Here is a 25,420-nt window from a genome sequence, read left to right as displayed (position 1 = left end):
GGCGGCGGCCCGGTGCCGCCGCCGCGCACGCTCTTTCCCGCGCGCCGGCCGTCTTCCTCTTGCACGCCACCAGGTGAACCCATGTCCAGTGTTCCGATCGATCGCCACGCCGACGCCGGCGAGAACACCCGCCTCATCATCCTGATCAGTTGCGTCGCCACCATCGGCGGCTTCCTGTTCGGCTTCGACAGCGGGGTCATCAACGGCACCGTCGATGGCCTCAAGCAGACCTTCCAGTCCAGTTCCGCCGGCACCGGCTTCGAGGTCGCCTCGATGCTGCTGGGCTGCGCGTTCGGCGCGTTCCTGGCCGGTTCGCTGGCCGATCGCTGGGGCCGGCGCACGGTGCTGATCGTCTCGGCGGCGCTGTTCCTGCTGTCGGCGCTGGGCGCCGGCGCAGCGCACAACTCGGCGGTGTTCGTGCTGGCGCGGATGATGGGCGGGTTCGCGGTGGGCGCGGCCAGCGTGATGTCGCCGGCCTACATCGCCGAGGTCGCCTCGGCGCGCTACCGCGGGCGCCTAGCCACGGTGCAGCAGATCGCCATCATCGGCGGCCTGTTCTGCGCCTTCCTCAGCAACTACCTGCTGGCCAAGGCCGCCGGCGCGTCCACCGAGGCGCTGTGGCTGGGCCAGCCGGCCTGGCGCTGGATGTTCTGGATGCAGGCGCTGCCGTCCACCGCGTTCCTGCTGCTGTTACTGGCGATTCCGGAGAGCCCGCGCTTCCTGGTGGTGCAGGGCCGCCGCGAGCAGGCGCTGGCGGTGCTGACCCGGCTGTACGGCGCCGGCACCGCGCAGACCAAGCTGACCGAAATCTCCGCCTCGCTCTCGGCCGACCAGCACACGCCGCGGCTGTCCGACCTGGTCAGCAAGGTCACCGGCAAGGTCCGCCCGATCGTGTGGATCGGCATCGGCCTGGCCACCTTCCAGCAACTGGTCGGCATCAACGTGGTGTTCTACTACGGCGCGGTGCTGTGGCAGGCGGTGGGCTTCTCCGAGAGCGATGCGCTGTTGATCAACGTGCTGTCCGGCGCGTTGAGCATCGGCGCCTGCCTGGTCACGGTGGTGCTGATCGACCGGATCGGGCGCAAGCCGCTGTTGTGGATCGGCTCGGCCGGCATGGCGGTGTCGCTGGCGCTGGTCACCATCGCCTTCGCCAGCGCCTCGCTGGATGCGGCGGGCAAGCTGGCGCTGTCGCCTGGCATGGGCCGGCTGGCGCTGATCGCGGCCAACGTCTACGTGGTCTTCTTCAACATGTCCTGGGGCCCGGTGATGTGGGTGATGCTGGGCGAGATGTTCCCCAACCAGATCCGCGGCTCCGGGCTGGCGGTGGCCGGTGCGGCGCAGTGGATGTCCAACTTCGCCATCACCGTGACCTTCCCGATCCTGCTCGGCAGCATCGGCCTGGCCGGGGCCTACGGCATCTACACCGTCGCTGCGTTCCTGTCGGTGTTCTTCGTGCTGCGCTACGTGTACGAGACCAAGGGCAAGGAACTGGAGCAGATGCAGGGCTGAGGCCGATGCGCACGCGCGTGCTGCGCGCGTGCCGTGTCCGGATCGAGGTGTCTGCAGCGAGCGGCTGAAGGCATTGCCGGATCGGTGGCGGCGCTGCGCGTGCCGGACCCTCACCCCAACCCCTCTCCCGGTGGGAGAGGGGCTTTGGCCTCTCCCTTCTCCCACCGGGACCATGGCCCCCTTTTCGGGGGAAGGTGCCCCGCAGGGGCGGATGAGGGTCCGGGCGAATCCTTGCGAGCAGGTCCGCGCAGCCCATAGACGTTCATTGATGTCCTCCCGGCGAGGGTGCCGGGCACTCCCAATGGCTGAGGTGTGCGATCGATGGTCCCGTCGGCGTGCATTTGTTGTGTTACTTTATAACAATAACTGCTCTGATCTTGCTTGCCTTCCCTCGCTCCCTTGCCGCTCCCGTCGATCCGATGAACCTGCAGATCCCCTCGCCATTGCCCGATGTCGCTACCGACGAACCGTCGCAGATCGCCGCACCCCTGAACTGGGTGGGCATGGACGGCATCGCGCTGCCGATCTGTCTGGAAATGGGCGAGGGCGCGCCTGCGGCATCCGTGCCGGCGCAGGCCGCGCTCGCCGTCGACCTGCCGTCGGCGCAGGTCAAGGGCATTCATATGTCGCGGCTGTACCGCCTTCTCGACGAGAGCGCGCAGCAGCCGCTGTCGCCGTCGCGGCTGTCGCAGTTGCTGCGGGCGATGGTGCACAGCCATGCCGATTGCGCCTCGACCGCGGCGCGGGTGTCGCTGCGGCTGGAGTTGCTGCGTCGCAGCCCGGCGCTGCGCAGTCCGGCGCTGGCCGGCTGGCGGGCGTATCCGCTGCGGATCGACGCCGAGCTGCGCGGCGGCGTGGTCCGCCTGGGGCTGGGTGTGGAGTTGTTGTATTCCTCGACCTGCCCATGCTCGGCGGCGCTGGCGCGGCAACTGCTCAGCGAGGCTTTCGTGCAGCAGCACGTGGACCAGGCCTCGGTCCCGCGCGAGGCGGTTGCGGACTGGCTGCTCCGGCACGGCAGCCATGCCACCCCGCATAGCCAGCGCAGCGTGGCCTCGGTGCGGGTCGGCGTGTCGGCCCGCGCGGTGCGCTTCGACGCCGAGGGAGTGATCGTGCTGGCCGAGCAGGCCCTGGCCACGCCGGTGCAGGCGGCGGTGCGCCGCGCCGACGAACAGGCGTTCGCGCGCCGCAACGGCGAGAACCTGATGTACGTGGAGGACGCCGCGCGGCGCCTGCAGCAGGCGCTGGGCACACGCTACGCCGACGTGCAGGTGCAGGTGCGGCATCTGGAGAGCCTGCATGCGCACGATGCGGTGGCAGAGACGGCGTCGGCGCCGGTTGCCATCGCGGCGGGGGCGGCGAGCCACTGACCCGTCGCGGGCAGGCCCTGCGGCGACCTGCCCATGGGTGCTGCCAGCTCCAGCGCGCCTGGGCGATCGCCGCGCTGGAGCGCCTGGGCGTTCTTCGAGACGCTGGCCGGTGCTTGCCTGCGCTTGATAGAGGGCGACCGGCGCCTGCGCCACCCGGGACGCGGCGTTGCCGATCGCCGGCCCCCAAACGCAAAAAACCCCGCCAAGGCGGGGTTTCTGCGGTGTCGCGCTGCAGGCGAGGCGAGGATGGCGCTCCCTAGGGGACTCGAACCCCTGTTTTAGCCTTGAGAGGGCCACGTCCTAACCACTAGACGAAGGGAGCGTTTGGTCGCGTCGATTGCAGCGCGCTAGTATATGGGTCTCGCCGCCCTTCGGCAATCCCGCAACCCGATACGGAAGCGCCATCATCAATCCGCCAGTTCCATCGCCATTCACCCTGCGCGCGATCCCGCGCGATCAGCACCCCATCTCGCGCAAGGACATCAGCCCCAACGCCCTGCGCGTGCTGTACCGGTTGCGCGAGGCCGGCTTCGGCGCGTACCTGGTCGGCGGCGCGGTCCGCGACCTGCTGGTCCAGGTGCAGCCCAAGGATTTCGACGTCGCCACCGACGCCACGCCCGAGCAGGTCAAGCAGTTGTTTCGCAACTGTCGCCTGATCGGCCGCCGCTTCCGCCTGGCGCACGTGGTCTACGGCCGCGAGATCATCGAGGTCGCCACCTTCCGCGCCAACGTCGACGACGGCAGCGGCGACCGCGAGGTGGACAACGGCCGCCTGGTCCGCGACAACGTCTACGGCAGCATCGAGGACGATGCGGTGCGCCGCGACTTCACCTGCAACGCCTTGTATTACGCCATCGAGGACTTCTCGGTGCGCGACTACACCGGCGGCTTCGAGGACGTGCAGGCGCGGCTGATGAAGCTGATCGGCGACCCCGAGCAGCGCTACCGCGAGGACCCGGTGCGCATGCTGCGCGCGGTGCGCCTGGCGGCCAAGCTCGATTTCGAGATCGAGGCCGGCACCGCCGAGCCGATCCCGCGCCTGGCCGGATTGCTGGCCGAGGCCGCGCCGGCGCGGCTGTTCGAGGAAGTGCTCAAGCTGTTCCTGTCCGGCCATGGCGTGGCCAGCTTCGAGGGCCTGGAGCGGCACGGCCTGCTCGCCGCGCTGTTCCCGGAGAGCGCGGCGGCGCTGCGCTCCAACCGCAGCGGCGCATTGCGGCGGATGCTGATCGAGGGCCTGCGCAACACCGACAACCGCGTCGCCAACGACGAGCCGGTGTCGCCGGCGTTCCTGTTCGCGCTGCTGCTGTGGCCGGCGTACTGCCGCGCGCTGATGACCCTGCAGAAGCAGGGCATGCAGATGGAGGAGGCGCAACGCCGCGCCGCCGACCGGGTGACCCTGCACCAACTGAGCACCGTGGCGCTGCCGCGGCGCTTCTCGCTGCCGATGCAGGAGATCTGGCTGCTGCAGTCGCGTTTCACCTCGCGCCAGCGCAAGCGGGTGATGCGCACGCTCTCGCATCCGCGCTTCCGCGCCGCGTTCGATTTCCTGATCGTGCGCCAGTCCGCCTCGGACGAGCATGCGGCCGACATCGCCTACTGGCGCGAGCTGCAGCAGCAGCCCGGCTATGCGCCGCCGCCGCGCGGCTTCGATCCGGAGGTGGACTACGCCGGCGACGAGCTGGCGTTCGCGCCGCCGGCCGACAGCGAAGAGACCCCCAAGCGCCGCCGGCGCCGGCGCCGCCGCCCGGACGCCGCCACGCCCGTCGAGTGAGCGCCGCGACACCGGCGCCGGTCCAGGCCTGCATCGGCCTGGGCGGCAACCTCGGCGACGCCGCGGCGACCCTGCGCGCGGCTCTGGCCGCGCTCGACACGCTGCCGCAGACCCGCCTGCTGCGCGCCTCGCAGCTGTACCGCAGCCCGGCCTGGGGCCGCGAGGACCAGCCGGACTTCATCAACGCCGCGGCGCTGGTGACCACCACCTTGTCGGCGCCGGACCTGCTGCAGGCGCTGCTGGACCTGGAACACCGCCACGGCCGCCAGCGCCTGCCCGGCGAACGCTGGGGCCCGCGCACCCTGGACCTGGACCTGCTGCTGTACGCACAGGCCGTGATCGACCTGCCCGGGCTGCAGGTGCCGCATCCGTTCCTGCACCAGCGCGCCTTCGTGCTGCTGCCGTTGGCCGAGATCGCCGCCGACGTGGTCATTCCGGGGCATGGAACGGTGCGTGACGTACGCGACCGCATCGAAACCGGCGGGATCGCGCCAATCGGTAGATAATGCTTGGCTCATTACCGCCGCACATGAGCTTATGAGCAGCCACGCCGACAGCAAGCCCTGGACCGTTCCCGCCCTGGCCGAGGCCAAGCGCCGCCAGCAGAAGCTGGTGATGCTGACCGCCTACGACGCCGGCTTCGCGCGGACCTTCGACACCAACGGGGTGGACCTGATCCTGATCGGCGATTCGCTGGGCATGGTGGTGCAGGGCCACGATTCGACCCTGCCGGTGAGCGTGGACGACATCGTCTACCACACCGCCGCGGTGGCGCGGGTGCTGCAACGCGCGCTGCTGGTCGCCGACCTGCCGTTCCAGTCCGATGCCACCCCCGAGCGCGCGCTGGACGCGTCGACCCGGTTGCTGCAGGCCGGTGCGGAGATGGTCAAGCTGGAGGGCGCCGGGCACAAGCTGGAGGTGATCCGCTTCCTCAGCGAACGCGACATCCCGGTGTGCTCGCACCTGGGCCTGACCCCGCAGTCGGTGCTGACCTTCGGCGGCTACAAGATCCAGGGCCGCGAAGAGGCCGCCGCGGCCAAACTGCTCGCCGACGCCGAGGCGGTCGCCGCGGCCGGCGCCGCGCTGCTGGTGCTGGAATGCGTGCCGTCGCCGCTGGCCGCGCGCATCACCGCCGAGATCGACATCCCCACCATCGGCATCGGCGCCGGTCCGGACTGCGATGGCCAGGTGCTGGTGATGCACGACTTCCTCGGCCTGGACAGCGGCCACCGCCGCCCGCGCTTCGTCAAGGATTTCCTGGCCGAAGGCGGTTCCATCGCCGGTGCCGCCCGCGCCTACGCCGACGCGGTCCGCGCCGGCACCTTCCCCGACGCCGAACACGCCTACGCCAAATGATCGAGACCATCACCGACCTGGCGCGACTGCGCGCCACCGTCTCCGGCTGGAAGCGGCAGGGCCTGCGCGTGGCCTTCGTGCCGACCATGGGCAACCTGCACGCCGGGCATTTCTCGCTGGTGATGCTGGCGCGGCAATACGCCGACCGGGTGGTCTCCAGCGTCTTCGTCAATCCGACCCAGTTCGGCCCGAACGAGGATTTCACCCGCTACCCGCGCACGCCCGAGGCCGACACCAGCGGCCTGGAAGGCGCCGGCTGCGACGTGCTGTGGCTGCCGACGGTGGAGAGCATGTATCCGCTAGGCGTGGAGCTGGCGCTGCGCATGCACACCCCGGGCGTCAGCGAAGTGCTGGAAGGCGCCTGCCGGCCCGGCCATTTCGATGGCGTCTGCACCGTGGTCGCGCGCCTGTTCAACCAGGTGCAGCCGGACCTGGCGGCGTTCGGCAAGAAGGACTACCAGCAACTGGCGGTGATCCGGCAGATGGTCGCCGACCTGGCGTTCCCGATCGAGATCCTCGGCGGCAGCATCGTGCGCGAGGCCGACGGCCTGGCGATGAGCTCGCGCAACCAGTACCTGTCGGCGGAGGAGCGGCCGCGCGCGGCGCAGATCCATCGCACCTTGCGGGCGATGCGCGACGGCCACCTGGCCGGGCGCCCGCGCGCCGAGGTGGAGGCGGACGCGACCGCGCAGCTGCAGGCGGCCGGCTTCGAGGTCGACTACAGCGTGCTGCGCACGCCCGACCTGAGCGAGCCGCAGGACGCCACCGGCCCGCGCGTGGCGCTGATCGCCGCGCGCCTGGGCCGCACCCGGCTGATCGACAACCTGGAATTCTGAGCGCGGCGGGCCGCGGTCGCCGTCGTCGTAGGCGCGGCTTCAGCCGCGAGCGGGCTTTCCCGTGAACGCCTGTTGCGGCTGAAGCCGCTCCTATGACGGTTTGAGGCCGCCCCTCACCACCGCCACCTGACCCTCGGCTGCTAAACTGCGCGTCTTTCCTGACCGCAGTCCCGTGCCATGCAACTGAGCCTGTTGAAGACCAAGATCCACCGCGCCACCGTCACCCATTCCGAGCTGAACTACGAAGGCTCGATCGCCATCGACGGGCTGCTGCTGGACGCGACCGGCATCCGCGAGTTCGAGCAGGTGCACATCTGGGACGTCACCAACGGCGCGCGCTTCAGCACCTACGCGATCCGCGCCGACGAGGGCAGCGGCATCATCTCGCTCAACGGCGGCGCCGCGCGCCACGTGCAGGTCGGCGACCTGATCATCATCGCCGCCTTCGCCGGCATGAGCGAAGAGGAAGCCGCGCGCTTCCAGCCGACCCTGGTCTACGTGGACGGCAAAAATAAGATCACCCACACCAACACCACCATCCCAAAGCAGGCCGCATGACACAGTCCACCGGTTTCGACGCACTGCATTCCCACGCCCAGCGCTTGCGCGGGGCGCGCCTTCCCGACCTGCTGGCGGCCGAACCCGGCCGTGCCGAGACGTTGGCGCTGCAGGTCGGACCGCTGTACTTCAATTTCGCGCGGCAGAAGTACGACCGCGCCGCGCTCGACGCGCTGCTGGCGCTGGCCGCAGACCACGATCTGGCCGGCGCCTTCCAGCGCCTGTTCCGCGGCGAGACGGTCAACGTCACCGAAGGCCGCGCCGCATTGCACACCGCGCTGCGCGGCGACCTCACCGGCGCGCCCGTGGCCAGCGAGGCCCACGCCAGCGCGCGCGAGGTGCAGCAGCGCATGCGCGCACTGATCGACGCCCTGGCGCAGACCGAGGTCACCGACATCGTCAGCGTCGGCATCGGCGGCTCCGATCTCGGCCCGCGCCTGGTCGCCGACGCGCTGCGTCCGGTCACCGGCGCGCGCTTCCGCGTGCACTTCGTCTCCAACGTGGACGGCGCGGCGATGCAGCGCACCCTGGCCACGCTGGATCCGGCGCGCACCGCCGGCGTGCTGATCTCCAAGACCTTCGGCACCCAGGAAACCCTGCTCAACGGCCAGATCCTGCGCGACTGGCTGGGCGGCAGCGAGCGCCTGTATGCGGTGAGCGCCAACCCCGAGCGCGCCGCCAAGGCCTTCGACATCGCCGCCGGCCGCGTGCTGCCGATGTGGGACTGGGTCGGTGGGCGCTATTCGCTGTGGTCGGCGGTGGGCTTCCCGATCGCCCTGGCGATCGGCGCCGACGCCTTCGAACAATTGCTGAAGGGCGCCGCGCAGTTCGACGAACACGCCCTGACCGCGCCGCTGGAGCGCAACGTGGCCGTGCTGCATGGCCTGACCACGCTGTGGAACCGCAACCTGCTCGGCTACGCGACGCAGGCGGTGATGACCTACGACCAGCGCCTGGCGCTGCTGCCGGCCTACCTGCAGCAGCTGGTGATGGAGAGCCTGGGCAAGCGCGTGCGCCTGGACGGCAGCCCGGTCGAGGCCGACACCGTGCCGGTGTGGTGGGGCGGCGCCGGCACCGACGTGCAGCACAGCTTCTTCCAGGCGCTGCACCAGGGCACCAGCATCGTGCCGGCCGACTTCATCGGCTGCATCCGCAACGACGACCCGTACACCGTCAACCACCAGGCGCTGCTGGCCAACCTGCTGGCGCAGACCGAGGCACTGGCGAACGGGCAGGGCAGCGACGATCCGGCCCGCGACTATCCGGGCGGCCGCCCGAGCACGCTGATCCTGCTCGACGCGCTGACCCCGCAGGCGCTGGGTGGGTTGATCGCGATGTACGAGCACAGCGTCTACGTGCAGTCGGTGGTCTGGGGCATCAACGCCTTCGACCAGTTCGGCGTGGAACTGGGCAAGCAACTGGCCAGCCAGCTGTTGCCGGCGCTGCAGGGCCAGTCCACCGAGATCGCCGACCCGGTGACGCGCGCAGTGCTGGCGCGGTTGCAGGGCTGAGCGAAGCAGCATCCGATCGCGCGAGCCTGGGCGGCTCGCGCGATCGGTCAACGATGCTGGACGCTGCGCTCAGACGTCGTCCAGGCGCAATCCGACCGGGTCGCCAGTGAGATAGCCCACCGCGGCGCCGTAGCGGTCCTTGTAGTTGGCGCGGACCAGCGGATCCAGCTGCGCCTTGACCTTGTCGTGCAACGGGCTTTCCCAGTCGCCGGGATGCTGGAAGTTGCTCATCACGTAGGTCCAGCCGTGGATCTCGTCGACCGCGTGCAGGCCGGTGGATTCGGCCCCGGCCGGCACCGACAGCAGACGCGACAGCTTGCCGGTGTCGACGTTGTAGGCCCACAGGAAGTTATTCACGTGCATGGCGCTGTCCTCGCCGATGAACAGCGTGCGCAGGCGTTGCGAGAACTTGATGTTGTCCGGATTGGCGATGCGCTCCGGGTCGGCCAGATTGCCCAGCGCGTCGGCCGCCGGCAGGTCGCGGCCGGTCAGTGCGGGCGGGGCGCTCATCGACACCGGTACCCACTCGCTGCGGATCGGCTGGCCGAGATGGTCGCGCTGGCCGCCGCGCAGCGGCAGCGCATAGATCGCGCCGGCGGTCGGGCCTTCCACGCGGATGTCGCCGGAACCGTCGAGCATGCTGCCCTGGATGTAGGACATCGCCGAGTAGGCGATGCGGTCGCGGGTGTCGACCGTGGTGCCTTCCATCTTGGTGAAGCCCAGACTGCCGCCGACGAGTGCGGCGTAGCGGTGAGTTTCCAGGAAGGCGGCGGCCTGTTCCATGCCCGGGCGCAGCCGCACCCAGTTGAAGCCGCCGCTGTAGGGAATGCGGGTGTAGCCGGGGTCGCCCGGATCGCGCGTGGCCACGTCCATGATGTCGCCGATGCGCAGCACGTCGGCCATCGCTTCGATCTCGTCGCTGCTGGCGTGGCCCAGGCGGATCCAGTCCAGGGTGGCCGCGCCGGGGCCGCTGGCCGAGCGCTGCCGCCACTTCGCCACGTACAGGGTGCCGCTGGACAGGTCGCACTCGCGGTCGGCGACGAACAGGAACAGGCCGCCGTTGCTGGCGTCGTCGCCCATCAGCACGGTGCGCCGGTCCGGCATCACCTGCACCAGTTCGTGCGAGATGCGGCCCAGGCAGTAGTGCTTGCGGATGCTGCCGCTGCCGTCGGCGTGCACGGTCACTTCCGGCAGGTGCCCGTAGTGATACGGATTGGCGCGCGTGGGATCGCCGTAGAGGTGTTCGCTGAAGCGCTGGAACTGGGTGTTGCCGGCGATGCTGGCGGCATCGGGTTCGTACTCCTCGCTGGACAGATGCGTGTTCCAGGGCGAGAGGCTGGCGCCGCAGGTGGTCCACAGGCCGTGCACCGCCGAGGTATCGACGTTGTGGTACTTGACCAGGCGCAGGTGGCCGCTGCGCGGGTCCTGGTCCAGGGTCAGCACCGCGATCGGCGCCGGCAGCTGGCGATAGGTGCCGTTGCCGGCCAGATCGCGCGTGGTGTACTCGAACTGCACCACCGCGAACACCGTGTTGCCGCGCACGCCGGGCACGTGCGCGTGCGGCAGGGTCAGCAGCGACGAGCCGTCGGGACAGTCCGAGAAGAACGGACGTTCGGCACCCGGGACCGAGCGGTCCAGGATCGGCCGGTTGTGGATGTCGTAGTAGCCGCCGGCCAGCACGCTGCCGCCGGCGCCGTCGGGGACCTGGTCGCCGGTCATGAAGAACGGGCGGTAGGCCAGGGCGTAACGCTGGCGGCTGCCGTCGTGCAGGATCACATCGACATGCGAGCGCACGCTGGTGGTGGCCATCGCCGCGGGGTCGGCGAGCGACGGCGCGGCCATGCCGTCGAAGCTGACCGCGCGCACGCGCGGCCGTGGTGGCCGGCCTGGCCGCGGTCCGGGCTGGGCCGGCAGACGCGCGGCCGCGGCATCGCTCGCCAACGCGGCGGCGGAAAGGCTGCCGAGCGGCAGCAGGGAGGTGCCGGCCAGCAGGCGCAGGGTGCGGCGGCGACCGGAATCGGGGAGATGCGACATCGGGGGACTCTCCAGAACGGACGGGATACCGGTCACTCCCCCTCTGTGCCGGCCCGGCCCAACCTAGGCGCGCTTGGTGACATTCGTTTGAAATCCGGGAGCGGGCTGCCGCGGTGGACGCGGTGCCGCTTGCGCAGTGCGTGACCAGGTCGATATTGCAACGCAGCAAATGCAGGGTCGGCACAGGGTGCCGGGGGAGGGCCGGCATCGACCCGGACGCTACCCCAGGCAAGCGACGCCGGTATTCCATCGCTATAGCGTCAGTCGATATCCGTGCGGCATCGAGGCATACCTCGCGCCGCGGTTGACAGGCTTGGGGCGATTCGGGAAGCGTAGGCGCCGGCCGCACCTCGGCGTGGGCGGTCCGGCCGCGACATGGCATGCGTTCGCCGTTCCTGGGAGGGAGTCTCTTGCACACACAGACCGCTGGCGCGCGCGCGCCGCTTCGCACGGCGCTGGCCGCGGCCGCTGCGCTTGGCCTGCTGGCACTGGCTGCCGCGGGTCCCGGTCGCTCCGTGCCGGTCGCACCGGCTGCCGCACCGCCGCCGCCGATCCATCCGGACCGGTGGCCGTCGCCGGCCTGGCCGCTCAAGGAGGATCCGGCGCTGGAGGCGCGCATCACCAAGCTGATGGCGCAGATGTCGGTGGAGCAGAAGGTCGGGCAGACCGTGCAGGGCGACATCGGCAGCATGACTCCGGAGGACGTGCGCAAGTACCACATCGGCTCGGTGCTGGCCGGCGGCAATTCCGATCCCGGCGGCAAGTACGACGCCAGCCCGGCGCAGTGGCTGGCCCTGGCCGATGCCTATTACACGGCGTCGATGCAGACCGACGGGGCCGGCCCGGCGATCCCGATCATCTTCGGCATCGATGCGGTGCACGGGCAGAGCAACATCGTCGGCGCCACGCTGTTTCCGCACAACATCGGCCTGGGCGCGACCCGCGACCCGGAGCTGATGCGCAAGATTGGCGAGATCACCGCCACCGAGACCCGCACCACCGGCATGGAGTGGACCTTCGCCCCGACCGTGGCGGTGCCGCAGGACGACCGCTGGGGCCGCACCTACGAAGGCTATTCGGAGTCGCCCGAGGTGGTGGCCAGCTTCGCCGGCAAGGTGGTCGAGGGGCTGCAGGGCGTGCCCGGTACGCCGGGTTTCCTGGACGGGTCGCACGTGATCTCCTCGGTCAAGCACTTCCTCGGCGATGGCGGCATCACCGACGGCAAGGATCAGGGCGATACCCGCATCAGCGAACAGCAACTGCGCGACATCCACGGCGCCGGCTATCCGCCGGCGATCGCCGCGGGGGCGCAGACGGTGATGGCCTCGTTCAACAGCGTCAACGGGGTCAAGATGCACGGCAACACGGTCATGCTGACCGACGTGCTGAAGGGGCAGATGCATTTCGGCGGCTTCGTGGTCGGCGACTGGAACGGCCATGCCCAGGTCCCGGGCTGCCGCAAGGACGATTGCCCGGCCGCGTTCAACGCCGGCGTCGACATGCTGATGGCGCCGGACAGCTGGAAGGGCGTCTACGAGAACGCGCTGAAGGCGGTGAAGTCGGGCGAGATCCCGATGGCGCGGCTGGACGATGCGGTGCGGCGCATCCTGCGGGTCAAGCTGCGCCTGGGACTGTTCGAGGCCGGCAAGCCGTCGCAGCGTCCGCTCGGCGGCAAGTTCGCATTGCTCGGCGCGCCCGAACACCGCGCGGTGGCGCGACAGGCGGTGCGTGAATCGCTGGTGCTGCTGAAGAACCAGGGGCAGCTGTTGCCGCTGAAGCCGCAGCTCAAGCTGCTGGTCGCCGGCGACGGCGCCAACGACATGGGCAAGCAGGCCGGCGGCTGGACCCTCAACTGGCAGGGCACCGGCACCAAGCGCGCCGACTACCCCAACGGCACCACCATCTGGGAAGGGCTGCAGCAGCAGTTCGGCGCCGCCGGCGGCAGCGCCGAACTGGCGGTGGACGGCAAGTTCGCGACCAAGCCGGACGTGGCGGTGGTGGTGTTCGGCGAGCATCCCTACGCCGAATTCCAGGGCGACATCGCCACGCTGCTGTACAAGCCCGGCGACGACAGCGACCTGGAACTCATCAAGTCGCTCAAGGCCCAGGGCATCCCGGTGGTGGCGGTGTTCCTGAGCGGGCGGCCGCTGTGGGTGAACCGCGAGATCAACGCCGCCGACGCCTTCGTCGCGGCCTGGTTGCCGGGTTCGGAAGGCGCCGGCATCGCCGACGTGCTGCTGCGCAAGCCGGACGGCAGCGTGCAGTACGACTTCCACGGCAAGTTGAGCTTCTCCTGGCCGCGCACCGCGGTGCAGTTCGCCAACAACGTCGGGCAGAAGAACTACAACCCGCAGTTCGCCTTCGGCTATGGCCTCACCTACGAAGACAAGGGCGATCTGAGCCGCCTGTCCGAGGTGTCGGGCGTGTCCGGTGCGCAGGCGGTGGGCGGGGTATACCTGGATCGCGGCAAGCCGGCAGTGGGCATCAACCTGATTCTGTTCGGCGGCACGCAGGCCAATCTGCCGGCGGCGACCTTCCCGGCGGCACTGGCCGACGGATCGCTGAAGGTCACCGCGATCGACCACAAGGCGCAGGAGGATGCGCGCCGCTTCGTCTGGTCCGGCAGCGGCAAGTCCGGCTTGGCGCTGGTGTTGCCCAAGCCGCTGGACGTGTCGCGCGAAAGCAATGGCGACGTGCAACTGATCCTGACGTTGAAGGTGGACGCGGCGCCCGGCGCAGGCGCGCGCATCGGCGTGGCCTGCGGCCACGACTGCGGCGCGCGCGTGGATCTGGGCAAGGCCTTGGCTGCGCTGCCCAAGGGCGAGTGGCGCACGCTGGGCGTGCCGTTGAAGTGCTTCGCGGCGGCCGGCGCCGACCTGACCCGGCTGGAGCGTCTGCCGGAGATCGAGAGCGACGGCGCACTGGACCTGGCGCTGTCGCGGATCGCGCTGGGCAGCAGCAACGAGGCGCAGAGCGTGGTCGACTGTCCGCTGCACTGAGCGGCGGCGCAGGCGGCGAACGGGTTTCTTGAACGAGCGGCGCCGCCCACGCGGGCGGCGTCATGGACAACGGTGCGACAGGGCTGCGGCCCGTAGGAGAAGGCAGTGGGGTTGGCGACGTTGGATGTGGCGATCGTGGTGGTCTACCTGGCGGGCATCTTCCTGCTCGCGCAATGGGTGTCGCGGGAGAAGGCCGGGCACCGCAAGAGCGCGGAAGATTACTTCCTGGCCAGCAAGACCCTGCCATGGTGGGCGATCGGCGCGTCGCTGATCGCGGCGAACATTTCCGCCGAGCAGATCATCGGCATGGCCGGTTCCGGCTACGCGATCGGCCTGGCGATCGCCTCCTACGAGTGGATGGCGGCACTGACCCTGCTGATCGTCGGCAAGTTCTTCCTGCCGATCTTCCTGCGCAACGGCATCTACACCATGCCGCAGTTCCTGGAGCAGCGCTACGGCAAGTGGATCCGCACGCTGATGGCGGTGTTCTGGCTGCTGCTGTACGTGTTCGTCAACCTGACCTCGATCCTGTGGCTGGGGTCGATCGCGGTGAGCCAGGTCACCGGCATGGACCAGACCCTGGCGCTGGCGCTGATCGGCGTGTTCGCGCTGGTCTACCAGCTCTACGGCGGGCTGAAGGCGGTGGCGCTGACCGACATCGTGCAGGTCACCCTGCTGGTGCTGGGCGGCCTGCTGGTCGCCGGCCTGACCCTGTCGAAGATCGGCGACGGCGCCGGCGTGCTTGCCGGCTTCCGGCATCTGTGGAACGCGCACCCCGAGCACTTCCACATGATCCTGTCCAAGGACAACCCGTTCTACAAGGACCTGCCGGGCCTGAGCGTGCTGCTCGGCGGCCTGTGGGTGATGAACATCAGCTACTGGGGCTTCAACCAGTACATCATCCAGCGCGCGCTGGCGGCCAAGAACATCGGCGAGGCGCAGAAGGGCATGGTGTTCGCCGCGTTCCTGAAGCTGCTGATGCCGGTGGTGGTGGTGGTGCCGGGCATCGCCGCGGTGGTGCTGGCGCCGGATCTGGCCAAGCCCGACCAGGCCTATCCGACTATGATGCAGTTGCTGCCCAGCGGCATTCTCGGCCTGGTGTTCGCCGCGCTGGTGGCGGCGATCGTGGCCTCGCTGGCGTCCAAGATCAATTCGGTGGCGACCATCTTCACCCTGGATTTCTACGCCAAGTTCCGCCCGCAGGCCGACCAGCCGCAACTGGTGCGGGTCGGCCGGGTGGCCGCGGTGACCTCGGTGCTGATCGGCATCCTCACCGCGCGGCCGTTGCTGGGCAATTTCGACCAGGGCTTCCAGTTCATCCAGGAATTCACCGGCTTCTTCACCCCGGGCGTGGTGGTGATCTTCATGCTCGGCCTGTTCTGGAAGCGCGCCAACGAGGCCGGCGCGCTGACCGCGGCGATCGGCTCGGTGCTGCTGTCGTTCGCGCTGAAGAAGCTGTGGCCGGAACTGCCGTTCATGGACCGCATCGGTCTGGTGTTCGTGCTGTCGCTGGTGGCGGCGGTGGTGGTGTCGCTGCTCACCCCGCTGGCGCCGGCGCGCGACCTGATCCGCACCGACGATGTGCGCTACGGCACCACGCTGGGCTTCAAGCTCGGTGCGGCCGTGGTGATCGCGATCCTGGTGGCGCTGTACGCGGTGTTCTGGTGAGCCACGGGCCGCCGGTGGCGCGGCGCGCTCAGGCGTCGCCGCCCTGCCACGGCTCGGCCAGCCAGGCGTCGAGCGCCTCGGCCGGCATCGGCCGCGCGATCCAGTAACCCTGGCCTTCGTCGCAGCCCCACTCGCGCAGCATCCGGTACACGGTTTCGCTCTCGATGCCTTCGGCCACCACCTGCTGGCCGAAGTCGTGGCCGAGATGGATCATCGACGGCACCAGCATGCCGTCGCTGCGGCTGCCGGGCAGGGCGCGGATGAAGGACTGGTCGATCTTCAGCGCGCTGGCCGGGATGTTCTTGAGATAGCCGAGGTTGCTGTAGCCGGTGCCGAAGTCGTCGATGGCGATCTTCACCCCGAGCGCGCTGATCTGCTGCAGCTTTTCGCCCACGCGCTGCGGATCGCGGATCATCGCGCTCTCGGTGAATTCGATCTCGAGCGCGCCGGGCGCCAGCGCATGCTGTTGCAGCAGCGCCTGCAGCCGGGTGATGAAGTCGGCCTGTTCCAAGTCCACCGCCGACACGTTCAGCGCGACGCTGAAGGTGTAACCGCGCTGTCGCCACAGCGCCGCCTGGGCGATGCCGGCGCGCAGCACCCAGGCGGTGATGCGGCTCATCAGTGCGGTCTTTTCCGCCAGCGGGATGAAGTCGTTCGGCGCCACCGTGCCCAGCAGCGGATGCTGCCAGCGCAGCAGCGCTTCCACGCCGACGCATTCGCCGCTGCGCAGGCTCACCCGCGGCTGGTAGTGCAGGCTCAGCTGGCCTCTGGCGTCCAGCGCCTCGGGCAAGGCGGCGAGGATGCGGAAGGCGTTGCGTTGGTTGGCGTCGTGGTTGCGCTCGTACAGGCTCCAGCGCTGGCCGCGCTGGCGCGCCATGTCCACCGCGGTGGTCAGCGAGCGCACCGTGTGGTTGGCGCTGAGCGCCCCGTCCAGGCGCACCGCGCCCAGCGAGGGACTGGCCGCGTGCGGAATGCCCTGGTGGTCGATCGCCGCGGCGAAGGCGTCGCAGACGTGCTCGCACCAGTACTCCAGATGCGCGGTGTCGCTGCCTTCCATGATGAACACGAAGCTGGTGGTGTCGATACGGTACAGCGGCAGGTTGCCCAGCGCCTTGCGCAGGCGGTCGCGCGCGGCCAGCAGGTAACCTTCTGCGTACTCCCAGCCCAGCGCCTTGACCATGTCGCGGAAATAGTCGATGCCGCACACGTCGATCGCCACCGCGGTGTCGTGCTGGTCCGCGGTCTGCAGCGACAGCCACATGGTCAGGTCGTCGTTGAAGCGGCTGCGGTTGGGCAGGCCGGTCAGCGCGTCGACGAAGCCGCTGTTGCGCAGGGTGTCGATGCGCACCATCAGCAGGTCGCGCAGGTCCTGCAGGGTGCGGCATGCGACCTCGTCGAACTCGTGGCGCGGCTCGCTGTCGATCACGCACAGCGTGCCGAGGCTGGCGCCGTCGGCCATCAGCAGGGGTGCGCCGGCGTAGAAGCGGATGAACGGCGGTCCGGTGACCAGCGGGTTGTCGCAAAAGCGCGGGTCCTGGCGCGCGTCGGGCACCACCATCAGTTCCGGGCTGTGGATCGCGTAGGCGCAGAACGCCTGGCTGCGCGGCGTCTGCGCCACCTCCAGGCCGACCCGGGACTTGAACCACTGGCGCTGTTCGTCGATCAGCGAGACCAGCGCGATCGGCACCCGCAGGTAGCGGGACGCCAGTTGCGTGACCAGATCGAAGACCTGGTCGGCCGGCGTGTCCAGCAAGCACAGCTGGCGCAGGGCGTTGAGCCGTTGCGGCTCGTCCAGCAAGGCGGGTGGGGGAGACTTCAGCATGCCGGGTTATCGGCCCGGTACCAGGGGACTTGAGCGCCGGCCGGACGGGCGGTTCAGCCCACCGCCGCCGCCCGCCTCAGCGTGGCGGATCGCGCTGCGGGCTGGGCCGCTTGGCCAGCTTGCGCTGCAGCGAGCGGCGGTGCATGCCGAGCAGGCGCGCGGCTGCGGAGACGTTGCCGCCGGTCTCGTGCATGGCCTGCTGGATGTGCTCCCACTGCAGGCGACTGAGCGGGGTCATCGCGTCCGGCACGTCGCTGCCGTCCTCGTCTTCGTCCTCCTCGGCCTCCAGGCCGATCGCGCGCAGGATCATCGGCACCGTGGCCGGCTTGGGCAGGTAGTCGTCGGCGCCGAGCTTGATCGCCTCCACCGCGGTGGCGATGCTGGCGTAGCCGGTGACCAGCAGGATCTGCATGTCGGCGCGGATCGCGCGCAGCGGCTGGATCAGCGCCAGGCCGGACTCGTCGCCGAGCTTGAGATCGATCAGCGCGTAGTCCGGCGGTGCCTCGGCGGCCAGCGCCAGTGCGGCGGCGGCGCTGTCGGCGGTCCGCGTCTCCAGGCCGCGGCGGGCGAGGGTGCGCTGCAGGGTGCGCAGGTACAGCGGATCGTCGTCGACCAGCAGGCCCAGCGGGGTCTCGGTGTTCATGCGGAGGTCTCCAGGGCGAGCAGCGGCAGGCGGAAGCCGACCCGGGCGCCATGGTCCGGCGCCGGCTCGGTCCACAGTTCGCCGCCCAGGCGTTCGATGGTCGCATGCGACAGCGCCAGGCCCACGCCCATGCTCTCGGGCTTGCCGCTGCGGAACAGGGTGGCCGGCAGGCCGACCTGGTTGGCGTCGAAGCCGCCGCCGTAGTCGCGCACCTCGCCGACCAGTTCGCTGCCGGTGACCCGCACGTTCAGGTCCACCTGCGGATGGCCGGCGCGTTCGCCGGCGTCGGCGGCGTTGTTCAGCAGGACCTGCAGCAGGTGGCCGATGGCGCTTTCCATGCGCAGTTGCAGCGGCGCGTCGTCGTTGCGGCGCAGGCGCACGGTCGGCCGCACCAGTTGCCACTGGTGCAGCACCTGCGCCAGCGACACGGTCTGTCCGCCGGCGCGCTGCGCCGGCGCGGCCAGCGCCAGCACCCGCTCGCGGCACTGCACCAGCAGTTCGCGCAGCGTGTCCAGGTCTTCGCGCAGTTCCGGCTGGGTGCTCTGTTCGGCGATGTCGTCGGTGAGCAGGGTCATCGTCGCCAGCGGCGTGTTCAGCTCGTGCGCCACCGAGGCGGCATGGGTGGCCAGGGCGACGATGCCTTCGTTGCGGGTGAAGCGCTCGCGCAGCAGCGCCAGCTCGCGCTCGCGTTCGCGCATGGCCATCGCCAGGCGGGTGGAGAACACCAGCACCACCACCGTGGACAGCAGGAAGTTGGCGGCCATGCCCCAGCGCTGCAGGTCCAGCGCCTGGTAGGGGCCGTGCGGCAGCGGCAGGCCGAACAGCGCGCTCACGGTATAGCCGGCCACGCAGGCCAGCGCCACCGCCAGCGCCCAGCGCAGCGGCAGCGCCAGCACCGCCAGCGCGATCAGCACCAGGAACAGCGACCCGAAGGCGTTGCCGATGCCGCCGCTCCAGCCGACCATCCAGGTCAGCACGGTCACATCGACCAGGATGTGGCCGAAGGCGGTGGCCGGCGCGGCCGAGTCGGCATGGCGCAGGCGCAGCTGCGCGTATAGGTTGAACAGCGCCAGCACGGCCACGCCGGCCCACAGCGGCGCCTGCGGCAACGGCAACTGCAGCGGCCAGGTCGCCACCAGGATCGTCGCGGCCTGGCCGGCGGTGGCCAGCCAGCGCAGGCTGCACAGGGTGCGCAGGAAGGAGGCGTCGGTGGAATCCATGCTGCGCATCGTATGCGCTGGGCCGGGGGCCTGCCTGCGACAAACCGTCGCAGCTTCGCCGCCTCGCTGAATCGGCGGTGCCGGCGCGTGCGGCAGGAGGCGCCGCGCAGGCTAAAATAGGCGCATGTACGACGCCGTCAGCCGCCCCACGCCTCCCGCCGATGCCGCGCCCTGGGCGCGCCGTCTCACCCAGCCGGTCCGCATCGGCGGCGTCACCATGGGCGGCGGCAAGCCGGTGGTGGTGCAGTCGATGACCAACACCGACACCGCCGACGTCGCCTCCTCGGTCAAGCAGGTGGCCGAACTGTGGCGCGCCGGGTCCGAACTGGTGCGCCTGACCGTCAACACCCCCGAGTCGGCCGCGGCGATCCCGCGCATCGTCGACAAGCTGCGGATGATGGGCATCGAGGTGCCGCTGATCGGCGACTTCCACTACAACGGCCACCAGTTGCTGGCCGCCGAGCCGGCCTGTGCCGAGGCGCTGGCCAAGTACCGGATCAATCCCGGCAACGTCGGCTTCGGCAAGAAGAAGGACACCCAGTTCGCGCAGCTGATCGAGTTCGCGCTGAAGTACGACAAGCCGGTGCGCATCGGTGCCAACTGGGGCTCGCTGGACCAGGCGCTGGCGGCGCAGCTGATGGACGAGAACTCGCGGCGCGAAGTGCCGTGGGATGCCGGCCGGGTGCTGCGCGAGGCGCTGATCCGTTCGGCGCTGGACTCGGCCGAGCGCGCGGTGGAACTGGGCCTGGGCCGCGACCGCATCGTGCTCAGCTGCAAGGTCAGCGGCGTGCAGGAACTGATCGCGGTGTACCGCGACCTGGCGCAGCGCTCGGACTTCGCCCTGCACCTGGGCCTGACCGAGGCCGGCATCGGCAGCAAGGGCATCGTCGCCTCGGCGGCCGCGCTGGCGGTGCTGCTGCAGGAAGGCATCGGCGACACCATCCGCATCTCGCTGACCCCCGAGCCGGGGCAGTCGCGCACGCAGGAGGTGATCGTCGCCCAGGAACTGCTGCAGACCACCGGCCAGCGCGCCTTCACCCCGCTGGTCACCGCCTGCCCGGGCTGCGGCCGCACCACCTCCGAGTTCTTCCAGGAACTGGCCAAGGTGGTGCAGAACCACGTGCGCGCAAAGATGCCGGAGTGGAAGGTGAGCCATCCCGGCGCCGAGAGCATGACCCTGGCGGTGATGGGTTGCGTGGTCAACGGACCGGGCGAGTCGCGCCACGCCAACATCGGCATCTCGCTGCCCGGCACCGGCGAGGCGCCGGCCGCGCCGGTGTTCATCGACGGCGAGAAGAAGGTGACCCTGCGCGGCGAGAACATCGCCCAGGAGTTCGTGGCGCTGATCGACGAGTACGTCGAACGCACCTATGTCCGCCGCACCGGGTGAGTCCGCCGCCGAGGCGGCCGGGCTGCGCCGCTGGTTGCGGCTGAACGCCTGGCGCGTGGTGCTGCTGTTCGCCGGGGTGCTGCTGCCGCTGGGCGTGTTCGTGGCCCTGGCCGAGGACGTGCACGCACTCGAAGACCTGTATTTCGACGAGCCGCTGCTGTGGAGCATGCGCGGCCTGACCAGCCCCGGCTGGGACCGCTTCTTCACCGTGATCACCGAGGCCGGCTACCAGTACGGCGTGATCCCGCTGGACACGCTGATCGTGCTGGCGCTGCTGGGCCTGCGCCGCTGGCGCGAGGCGCTGTTCGCCGCGCTGTCCTTCATCGGCTCGGCGCTGCTGAACATGGGCGCCAAGCAGTTCTTCCAGCGCGACCGGCCCAGCCTGTGGGAGTCGATCGCGCCCGAGCACCACACCTTCAGTTTCCCCAGCGGCCATGCGATGGGCTCGATGACCCTGGCCGCGGTGCTGATCGCGCTGAGCTGGCGCACCCGCTGGCGCTGGCCGGTGCTGTGGCTGGCCGGCAGCTTCACCCTGCTGGTCGGCGTATCGCGGGTATACCTGGGCGTGCATTACCCCTCCGACATCCTCGGCGGCTGGAGCGCGGCGCTGGTGTGGGTGGTGGGGCTGTACCTGCTGCTGTTCCGCGGCGCGCGCCGGCCACGCTGGCGCGTGCGGCGCGCCGTGTCCTAGCGGTACCGTTCGATGCGTGGCGACGCAAGGTAGCGCAGTGCGCTCAAGTTCAGGCGGCGGTCGCCGATAACGCGATCTTGCAGGGAGAGGGGGCAAGCAGGGGATGGACGTCGAACGGCGCCGCATTGCGGCGGCGGAACGTTGTCGATGAGTCGGGCCGCCGAGGCGCTGGGACTGCCGCCCGACGCGGACGCGCGCGCGATCAAGCGCGCCTTCGCGCTGCGCTTGAAGACTACCCGGCCCGACGACGATCCGGTCGCGTTCCAGCAGTTGTACGCGACCTATCGGGTGGCACTGGCCTGGGCGGAAGTACCGACGTGGCTGCAGCACGCGCGCGCCACGATCGATGAGCTGCAGGTCGATGTGTCGCTGGTGCCACCGGCTGCAGTGCGTCCGCTGGTCGTGGGCCCCTGGCCGATCTCGTGCACGCCCCGGTGTTGAAGGCCGAACTGGCGCCTCGTGCATTGCGGGGCGCTGCCATCGGCCAGTATCGTCATCCTGTCGGGATGCGTGGCGGCGGATTGGGGGTGGCCGTCGGTTCAGCGCTCGCCTATGTCGCGACATCCCGCATGGCAGGCCGCATGGAGACCGAATCCCGAAAGGCGATCCTCCCTGTGCTTGGCGTGGCGGGGGTGCTGTGCGTACCTCTGGTCATCGCAGTCCAGGCCGGTGCCTGGCCCGGCGCCGTGGTTGCGCTGTTGTTCCGGGCCATCTCGCTGATCCAGGACACCCAGCATCGCGCCCTGCGCAGGCACGTCTAGAATTTTCACAATGGATAGGGACACAAGGATCCGCACATGATCGTAGGTATCGACCTCGGCACCACCCACTCGCTGATCGGCATCCACGACGCCGACGGTGGGCGCCTGTTCGCCAATCCACACGGCGGCCTGCTGACTCCGTCGGTGGTCAGCGTCGACGACGATGGCAACCTGCTGGTCGGCCAGCCCGCCCGCGATCGCCTGGTGACCCATCCGGGCCACAGCGTGGCCGCGTTCAAGCGCTGGATGGGCAGCCCGCGCGAGACCAGGTTGGGACAGCGCAGTTTCCGTCCGGAAGAGCTGTCCGCGCTGATCCTGCGCTCTTTGGTTGCCGACGCCGAGGCCGCGCTGGGTGAGAAGGTCGAGGAAGCGGTCATCAGCGTGCCTGCCTATTTCTCCGACGCGCAACGCAAGGCCACCCGGGTGGCCGGCGAACTGGCCGGCATCCGCGTCGAACGCTTGATCAACGAGCCGACCGCCGCCGCGCTGGCCTACGGGCTGCAGGAGCGCGGGGGAGAAGGCCGCGTGCTGGTGCTCGATCTCGGCGGCGGCACGTTCGACGTGTCGCTGTTGGAAATGTTCGACGGCGTGGTGGAAGTGCATGCGAGCGCAGGCGACAACTTCCTCGGTGGCGAAGACTTCCTGCAGGTGCTGGTGGACGGTTTCTGTGCCGAGCATCGGCTCGATCCGGCCAAGCTCGCACCCAGCGACGGCGCGCAGTTGCGGCGACGGATCGAGCAACTCAAGCGCGAACTGAGCACCCAGGCGCAGGCCGCAGTGAGCCTGAGCATCGCCGGGCAGGCGTACAGCTGGGACATCGACGAGTCGCGCTTCGCCCAACTGGCCGAGCCCTTGCTGCAGCGCATGCGCGCCCCGATCGAACGGGCGCTGCGCGATGCCAAGTTGCGGCCGTCGGATCTGGACGACATCGTGCTGGTCGGCGGCGCGGTGCGCATGCCGATGATCAGCCGCCTGGCCACGCGCATGCTCGGCCGCCTGCCGCTGCGTCACGTCAATCCCGACCATGCGATCGCCCTGGGGGCGGTGGTGGCGGCAGGCCTGAAGAGCCGCGACGAGAGCCTGCGCGAGGTGGTGTTGACCGATGTCTGCCCTTATACGCTGGGAACGCAGGTATCGCGCCGCGGCGGCGATGGGCAACTGCGCAACGGGTATTTCCACCCGATCATCCCGCGCAACAGCGTGGTGCCGGTCAGTCGCGAAGACACCTTCTATCCCATCCACGAGCGGCAGACCGAAGTGGTCATCGACGTCTACCAGGGCGAGAACCCCATGGTCGAGCGCAACATCAAGCTGGGCGAAGTGCGGGTGGCGCTGGATCCCAAGCGCCCGCGCAACGAGCAGAGCGTGCTGACCCGATTCACCTATGACGTGGACGGATTGCTGCAGGTCGAGGTCGTCGAGGAGGCCACCGGCAAGCGGCACGAATTGATCCTCGAACAGAATCCCGGGCTGCTCGACCGCGACGAAATCGCCCGGCGCTTGCTGGCGCTGGCCGAACTGAAGGTGCACCCGCGCGACCAGCAGCAGAACCTGGCGATGCTGGCACGCATCGAGCGTGTCTACGAGGAGTACATCGACGAACGCCAGACGCTGCAGCATTGGCTCGACCAGTTCCGCGCGGTGCTCGAAAGCCAGGAGACGGTCCGTATCGAACGCCATCGCCAGGAACTGGCCCAGGCACTGGACGAGCTGGAAGCGCGCGCATGAGCTGGGCATTGGCGGCATTGGGGCTGGATGAGGACGCCGACGAGCGCGCGATCAAGCGGGCCTACGCCGCGCGCCTGAAGGTGACCCGTCCGGACGAAGATCCGGCCGGCTTTCAGCAACTCCACGAGACCTATCAGGCGGCGCTTGGCTGGGCGCGGCACTTCGCCGCTGCGCATCGCCCGGCCGAGCCGGCCGTCGAGGGCCTGGAATACCAGGATGATGTACTGCAGGCGCAGGCGGATACTGCGTTTGCGCCGGCTTCCTTGGCGCAGGAAACCGTGCCGGCGCCCACGCAGCATGATGCCGACGTGCTTCAGCCTGCCAACGTCGCGGAAGCGCCCGAACGCTTCGCAGTGCCAGAGGCCGCCGAAACGCCAGCCATCCGCCATCCTGCTGTCGCATCCAGGATCGGGCCTGCCGAGACGGAGCCTCCGTCCGTGGACATGGCGCAGATGCAGGTGCGCATCCTGCATCAAGCGCAGCAACTGGAACCGGCAGCGCTGCGCGCCTGGCTGCTCGCGCAACCGGAGCTGTGGTCGTTGGACCACAAGCCGCAGATCGGTGCCGACCTTCAGCGCCATCTGCTCGAACACGAGGAAACGCTCAGCCTCTACCACTACGAGGTGCTGGCGGATTTCTTCGACTGGGAGCAGGCGCTGGACGCTCCCGATCCCTACCTCGTGCAGCATGCCTGCGCACGGATGCACCAGCGTTGGCGGCTGCAACCGTCCGGCCATGGGGAGCTGAGCGAGGCGCTGCGGCGGCGCGGTGACCCAGATGCATCGGTGCCCTATGTGCGCAAGTTGCTGGCGTTGCTGGGCCCCACGGCGTCCGACAGTGCGGTGTTCGCGGCGATGCTGTGGCCAGGCCGGCCCACCCGCATGCGGCGGCTGCTTGAACTGATCGGCTACGTGCCGGATGGTCGCAAGCCACCGCCGCCGTTGCAGCGAGAGCGTGCCAACACCTGGTACCTGGCCGGAGAACGGCACATGTTCAATCCGATTGCCTTCATGGTCGGAGTGGCGCGTAGCCTGATCGCGGCAGTAGCCTTCCTGCTTCTGTGCCTCTTGTTGGCGATGCTCGATCGCCATCCGGCACCCGGGATCTCGCCGATGCTGAAGGCCGGCGGCATCGGCGCCGCTCTCATCGTTGGTGGCTGGCTTGCCTGGGACTGCTTCGCTTCGCTGCTACGTTGGCAGTCCCGACACGAAACCGATGCCTGCGTCAGACGCCCGCTGTTGCAGCGCTTCTTCATTCCGATGCTCGGCATGGTCGCCATTGCATGCATTGCAGCGGACAAGTCCTGGGCTGCCGCAGCCATCGCCTTGCCGCTATTGATGATCGCGGTTGTACGCTGGATGCGCCGTGCTGGATACCGGCTTCAGCTGGAATGGGGTTGGGGCTGGGTGTGGGCTGGATTCTTTGTGCTCAAGGCTGCCTTCCTGGGGGTCGGCATGTTGGTCCTCTACCCGCAGGTCGCGCTCGGCGGCACCGCGATCGCCTGGCTTGGCGATCTGATCTCGCAGTGGAGAGCCAGAAAGAGGGCGATGGCCTGA

The 25,420-nt window shown here is 69.6% G+C and carries 20 protein-coding genes and 1 tRNA gene; 16 read left to right on the top strand and 5 right to left on the bottom strand.

Annotation, left to right across the window (positions count from 1 at the left end):
• Positions 1-81: 81 nt before the first annotated feature.
• Both J7357_RS11855 and folE2 read left to right on the top strand, forming a co-directional pair.
• Positions 82-1,509 carry a sugar porter family MFS transporter gene (locus J7357_RS11855; protein WP_209246675.1) on the top strand — a complete coding sequence of 476 codons (1,428 nt, stop codon included), beginning with the start codon at positions 82-84 and terminating at the stop codon, positions 1,507-1,509.
• A gap of 431 nt (positions 1,510-1,940) precedes the next feature.
• Entirely contained in the window at positions 1,941-2,876 is a 936-nt protein-coding gene (gene folE2, locus J7357_RS11850) for a GTP cyclohydrolase FolE2 (protein ID WP_209246990.1), read from the top strand.
• 247 nt (positions 2,877-3,123) lie between these two features.
• Here folE2 and J7357_RS11845 read toward each other — a convergent pair.
• Positions 3,124-3,198, bottom strand: a tRNA-Glu gene (locus tag J7357_RS11845).
• Positions 3,199-3,228: 30 nt separating this feature from the next.
• On the opposite strand from J7357_RS11845, the gene pcnB reads away from it, so the two are divergent.
• The 6 genes from pcnB to pgi all read left to right on the top strand — a co-directional run bounded on the left by pcnB (position 3,229) and on the right by pgi (position 8,908).
• The gene (gene pcnB / locus J7357_RS11840; protein WP_209246971.1) at positions 3,229-4,647 is read left to right on the top strand and encodes a polynucleotide adenylyltransferase PcnB; all 1,419 of its coding nucleotides are present in this window, start codon (positions 3,229-3,231) and stop codon (positions 4,645-4,647) included.
• A complete protein-coding gene (gene folK / locus J7357_RS11835; protein WP_209246674.1) occupies positions 4,644-5,153 on the top strand; it encodes a 2-amino-4-hydroxy-6-hydroxymethyldihydropteridine diphosphokinase in 510 nt (169 codons plus the stop codon). Before pcnB ends, folK begins: the two co-directional genes overlap by 4 nt.
• A 31-nt stretch (positions 5,154-5,184) precedes the next feature.
• Positions 5,185-6,003, top strand: coding sequence for a 3-methyl-2-oxobutanoate hydroxymethyltransferase (gene panB / locus J7357_RS11830; RefSeq protein ID WP_209246673.1), 819 nt, complete (start codon positions 5,185-5,187; stop codon positions 6,001-6,003).
• Positions 6,000-6,839, top strand: a complete 840-nt coding sequence (panC, locus tag J7357_RS11825) for a pantoate--beta-alanine ligase (RefSeq protein WP_209246672.1) — start codon at positions 6,000-6,002, stop codon at positions 6,837-6,839. The genes panB and panC overlap by 4 nt, the downstream gene beginning before the upstream one ends.
• A 177-nt stretch (positions 6,840-7,016) precedes the next feature.
• A complete protein-coding gene (gene panD / locus J7357_RS11820) occupies positions 7,017-7,397 on the top strand; it encodes an aspartate 1-decarboxylase (protein WP_209246671.1) in 381 nt (126 codons plus the stop codon).
• Positions 7,394-8,908, top strand: coding sequence for a glucose-6-phosphate isomerase (gene pgi / locus J7357_RS11815; protein ID WP_209246670.1), 1,515 nt, complete (start codon positions 7,394-7,396; stop codon positions 8,906-8,908). Before panD ends, pgi begins: the two co-directional genes overlap by 4 nt.
• Positions 8,909-8,977: 69 nt before the next feature.
• On the opposite strand, the gene J7357_RS11810 is transcribed toward pgi, so the two are convergent.
• Positions 8,978-10,942: an alkaline phosphatase PhoX gene (locus tag J7357_RS11810; RefSeq protein WP_209246669.1), complete on the bottom strand. Its 1,965-nt coding sequence runs from the start codon at positions 10,940-10,942 to the stop codon at positions 8,978-8,980.
• Between the two features lie 410 nt (positions 10,943-11,352).
• On the opposite strand from J7357_RS11810, the gene J7357_RS11805 reads away from it, so the two are divergent.
• Both J7357_RS11805 and J7357_RS11800 read left to right on the top strand, forming a co-directional pair.
• Complete coding sequence (locus J7357_RS11805) at positions 11,353-13,941, top strand: exo 1,3/1,4-beta-D-glucan glucohydrolase (protein ID WP_244667458.1); 2,589 nt, start codon at positions 11,353-11,355, stop codon at positions 13,939-13,941.
• A gap of 105 nt (positions 13,942-14,046) precedes the next feature.
• Positions 14,047-15,609: a sodium/sugar symporter gene (locus J7357_RS11800; protein ID WP_010340044.1), complete on the top strand. Its 1,563-nt coding sequence runs from the start codon at positions 14,047-14,049 to the stop codon at positions 15,607-15,609.
• A 28-nt stretch (positions 15,610-15,637) separates the two neighbouring features.
• Here J7357_RS11800 and J7357_RS11795 read toward each other — a convergent pair whose 3' ends face one another.
• From J7357_RS11795 to J7357_RS11785, 3 genes are all read right to left on the bottom strand, one after another.
• Positions 15,638-17,431 carry a sensor domain-containing phosphodiesterase gene (locus J7357_RS11795; RefSeq protein ID WP_209246665.1) on the bottom strand — a complete coding sequence of 598 codons (1,794 nt, stop codon included), beginning with the start codon at positions 17,429-17,431 and terminating at the stop codon, positions 15,638-15,640.
• 76 nt (positions 17,432-17,507) lie between these two features.
• Positions 17,508-18,074 carry a response regulator transcription factor gene (locus tag J7357_RS11790; RefSeq protein ID WP_043091894.1) on the bottom strand — a complete coding sequence of 189 codons (567 nt, stop codon included), beginning with the start codon at positions 18,072-18,074 and terminating at the stop codon, positions 17,508-17,510.
• Positions 18,071-19,294: an ATP-binding protein gene (locus J7357_RS11785; RefSeq protein WP_209246663.1), complete on the bottom strand. Its 1,224-nt coding sequence runs from the start codon at positions 19,292-19,294 to the stop codon at positions 18,071-18,073. The genes J7357_RS11790 and J7357_RS11785 overlap by 4 nt, the downstream gene beginning before the upstream one ends.
• 124 nt (positions 19,295-19,418) lie before the next feature.
• Between J7357_RS11785 and ispG the strand changes: the two genes are divergently transcribed.
• The 6 genes from ispG to J7357_RS11755 all read left to right on the top strand — a co-directional run bounded on the left by ispG (position 19,419) and on the right by J7357_RS11755 (position 25,420).
• Positions 19,419-20,684 carry a flavodoxin-dependent (E)-4-hydroxy-3-methylbut-2-enyl-diphosphate synthase gene (gene ispG, locus J7357_RS11780; RefSeq protein ID WP_010340040.1) on the top strand — a complete coding sequence of 422 codons (1,266 nt, stop codon included), beginning with the start codon at positions 19,419-19,421 and terminating at the stop codon, positions 20,682-20,684.
• Positions 20,665-21,375, top strand: coding sequence for a phosphatase PAP2 family protein (locus J7357_RS11775; protein ID WP_209246661.1), 711 nt, complete (start codon positions 20,665-20,667; stop codon positions 21,373-21,375). The genes ispG and J7357_RS11775 overlap by 20 nt, the downstream gene beginning before the upstream one ends.
• Before the next feature lie 147 nt (positions 21,376-21,522).
• Positions 21,523-21,816, top strand: a complete 294-nt coding sequence (locus tag J7357_RS11770) for a hypothetical protein (RefSeq protein ID WP_209246659.1) — start codon at positions 21,523-21,525, stop codon at positions 21,814-21,816.
• Positions 21,813-22,136, top strand: a complete 324-nt coding sequence (locus J7357_RS11765) for a hypothetical protein (RefSeq protein ID WP_209246657.1) — start codon at positions 21,813-21,815, stop codon at positions 22,134-22,136. The genes J7357_RS11770 and J7357_RS11765 overlap by 4 nt, the downstream gene beginning before the upstream one ends.
• 36 nt (positions 22,137-22,172) lie before the next feature.
• Entirely contained in the window at positions 22,173-23,864 is a 1,692-nt protein-coding gene (locus J7357_RS11760; protein ID WP_209246655.1) for a molecular chaperone HscC, read from the top strand.
• Positions 23,861-25,420, top strand: coding sequence for a J domain-containing protein (locus tag J7357_RS11755; RefSeq protein ID WP_209246653.1), 1,560 nt, complete (start codon positions 23,861-23,863; stop codon positions 25,418-25,420). The genes J7357_RS11760 and J7357_RS11755 overlap by 4 nt, the downstream gene beginning before the upstream one ends.

Source organism: Xanthomonas sp. D-109, assembly GCF_017746095.1.
Taxonomy (GTDB): domain Bacteria; phylum Pseudomonadota; class Gammaproteobacteria; order Xanthomonadales; family Xanthomonadaceae; genus Xanthomonas_A; species Xanthomonas_A sacchari.
This window is presented reverse-complemented; position numbering and strand designations above follow the sequence as displayed.